Source organism: Bacteroides caecigallinarum, assembly GCF_016902295.1.
In the GTDB taxonomy this organism is placed as follows: domain Bacteria; phylum Bacteroidota; class Bacteroidia; order Bacteroidales; family Bacteroidaceae; genus Phocaeicola; species Phocaeicola caecigallinarum_A.
On record NZ_JACJLQ010000086.1, the window covers coordinates 1 to 2,768 of the forward strand.

At 38.8% G+C, this 2,768-nt stretch carries 4 protein-coding genes and 1 pseudogene; all 5 read right to left on the reverse strand.

The annotated features are described in order from the left end of the window. Nucleotides 1-172: AAA family ATPase (locus H6A27_RS14130; RefSeq protein ID WP_204509148.1), on the reverse strand; the 172-nt coding region annotated here is incomplete at its 3' end. A 127-nt stretch (nt 173-299) separates the two neighbouring features. Continuing rightward, a complete protein-coding gene (locus H6A27_RS14135; protein WP_204405125.1) occupies nt 300-689 on the reverse strand; it encodes an HU family DNA-binding protein in 390 nt (129 codons plus the stop codon). A 208-nt stretch (nt 690-897) separates the two neighbouring features. Then, on the reverse strand, nt 898-1,074 hold the full coding sequence (locus tag H6A27_RS14140) for a hypothetical protein (protein WP_204405124.1): 177 nt from the start codon (nt 1,072-1,074) through the stop codon (nt 898-900). Between the two features lie 7 nt (nt 1,075-1,081). Continuing rightward, complete coding sequence (locus H6A27_RS14145; protein WP_204509147.1) at nt 1,082-2,563, reverse strand: hypothetical protein; 1,482 nt, start codon at nt 2,561-2,563, stop codon at nt 1,082-1,084. A 41-nt stretch (nt 2,564-2,604) separates the two neighbouring features. Then, nucleotides 2,605-2,768, reverse strand: a pseudogene (locus H6A27_RS15260) (UDP-glucose 6-dehydrogenase); the annotation flags it as partial.

Sequence of the window (2,768 nt, forward strand, 5' to 3'; positions counted from 1 at the left end):
AATAAGTCTCCAGCGTAGAGATAAGCAGACTCTTGCCGAACCTGCGCGGACGGCTCAGGAAGTAATACACACCATTCTTTACCAGATCATATATCATGTCCGTCTTGTCGATATACAGATACCCACCTTCGCGTATCTTTTCAAAATTCTGTATTCCTATAGGGTATTTCATTTTTTTAGAAGTTAAAGAAGTTATGAAGTTATGAAGTTATGAAGTTATGAAGTTATGAAGTTATGAAGTTAGGCTTCAGATACAAAATTACGTAAAAGTTTCCGAAATACCAATCCTATAAACACCGTTATTCCACCTTCTTGAAATGCACCGTAGCCATTCCGCACCTCAGTGTCCTTCCCTCCTTGAATATAGCCCTCACCTTCGTGATATGTTTGCTGTCGAATTCCTCCTTGCTTCTGCATCCCGTGCTGCTCACGCTCAGCGACAGCGACCCCAGTTCCCCCAGTCTCACTATCTCCCCGTTGCACAGCGCCTCCGTCACAATATCTTCCATGGTTATCAGCACTGCCACGATGTCCGGACTCCCCACAGTCCCTCTGTTCCTTATTCTTTCAATCAGTCCTTTAGTGTCCAGCACCCCTTTCGTGCGTGCATGAGCGTAATACAATCCTTCCTGTTCCGGGTTTCTCGGGTCCTTCTTTTCCGCCACCGAGTAGTACAAGTTGTTGTCCATAATTCCTTAATGTTTAGTGGTTTAACTTCTATGCAAAGATACCGTCCTGTGGAATTATGCAGTTCCCCTCTGTCCGCCTTTGTGAGGAAGTAAAGACTATTTAATTATTCCTGCTAAACTAAAAATTCCCCCATACCCGTGCGTTCACTCTTCTGCCGGATATGGGGGAATCCCATTATTCCATCATTTTGTTATCCATAATACACTATCATCTTGTAAGGTACGCATTTGATGCTGTACTGTTCGCTCGCTGACTGTTCTTCGAACTTTCACGTGCCGCCTTTTTCATGTAAAGGTTGAACTCTTTAACGTCAGACGAGTCCATAGGTATGACCTGCACCTTCTTTTGTGTTGCCAGTTCGTTGAAAGAAATAAATTTTTTCATTATTTGATTATTTTAGGTTGTCATTAAAAGCCTCAAATAGAGACGGCAAAGATAAAGGAATATTCTCAAACCACCGATTTTTTTTGTTGAAAAATGTACCGACATCCCTTTTCTGGTAGAAAAGAAGAGATGAATATCCTTCGTTATCAATGTTACTACCTGTTGCATCCAGTAAAATCAGACAGTTTACTTTATTATTTAAGAAAGATTTTTTATCTGAAATTTCCGTTACCCAAACAAATTTAGGCATATCTATTTGTAGATAAACAAGTTTTGCCTCTTCTGTCATATCAGGATTTCTCATTATATATTCTCTATATGTACGGTTCGATGCCAGAAAGGTTCTGATGACAGACATTTCAGGTATATTCAATTTTCGTATAGCCAGATAGTTGGAGGCTTTAATGGCTAATTCACCATCCAGATAAACTTTAGGATGTAATGGTACTATAAAATGGGTTATTTTTCCGCTGTCCCAGTCTTTACTATTGTAATAAGCCGTCGGTTTTTTAAAGGTTGTATGCTGATAAGAAGGATAATTGTCGTCATTGAAAATGAAGTGCTCAATACTATTATTCCAGACATAGTAGTTGCCTCCCATTATGTTAATTGTACCGGCTGAATCAATGACAGTACGATTGGTTTCATTGCGGCCAACACATACCACTGCATGACCGAATTCCTTGGTCTGTATGCATACAGCTAAAGGTATTCCACTTTCTATATAACAGGTAAAGAGTTCCTGGAACATAGGATTTGTTTGTTCATAGACCTTACAGCCAAATCCTTGGTTTTTCAACGCACTGGAAATCTGTTCAAACGACAATCCACCTGATGGTAGTTGCCTTTCATAGGCAAACGGTTTCAATGCAGCAAGAATATCCGAAGGCATCACCGGTCGATACTCTGAATATTTGTTCCCAAAATATTCTAATATACTCCATACGGTGGTCTCTGCACAACTCATCATTTCACCGTCTTGTGAAGAATGAGGGAAACCGCTTACCCTCATTTTTATTCCCATACATGTAGAGGGAATACTGGCTTTACAAATGCGCATGCTGGGATACCTTTTATTTTTTGCTGATGGTGAAATCACATTTCGTCCTATACAGCATTCAGCAAGTGGCCGTAAAACTAAAAAGCCTCGGTATGCGTTTTTTATTTTTTCAATGTTTTCAACTGTGATTTCAGTCTGTTCATTGAATTCAGGAGTGAAGAATGAAATACGAACACAATTACGGTAATATTCTCTTAGTTTTGTAGAATAAAGTGTATAATAGCTGTCTCGATAGACTTTGTCAACATATTCAGTTTCAACCAAAATTGTCAGGTCATCCTGTAATGTATTAAGAAAATCGGAAATCCTATTTATAACATATTCTCTACTATCCTTATTATCATGTATCAGGTGTAGATTATCAATAATAGTATCAACAATCTCTCCTTTTTGTATAAATTCTTTAATAGTAGATATATAAAGTTCCATAATTTACAGATTCAATATTTTTGGGTAAGTATGCTATATTATCAATCCCTTCTGAAAATATCCCTTGTATAAACCTTGTCCGCCACGTCATCCAAACATGCGTCATATCTGTTCGCTATTATGGCGTTGCTCATGCTCTTGAACTTCTCCATGTCATTCACCACCTTCGAGCCGAAGAAAGTGGTTCCGTCCTCAAGTGTAGGTT

What these genes read in the sequence shown, in the direction of transcription:
- H6A27_RS14140 (WP_204405124.1), bottom strand. Translation starts at nt 1,074, where the DNA reads ATGAAAAAATTTATTTCTTTCAACGAACTGGCAACACAAAAGAAGGTG.
- H6A27_RS14135 (WP_204405125.1), bottom strand. Translation starts at nt 689, where the DNA reads ATGGACAACAACTTGTACTACTCGGTGGCGGAAAAGAAGGACCCGAGA.
- H6A27_RS14145 (WP_204509147.1), bottom strand. Translation starts at nt 2,563, where the DNA reads ATGGAACTTTATATATCTACTATTAAAGAATTTATACAAAAAGGAGAG.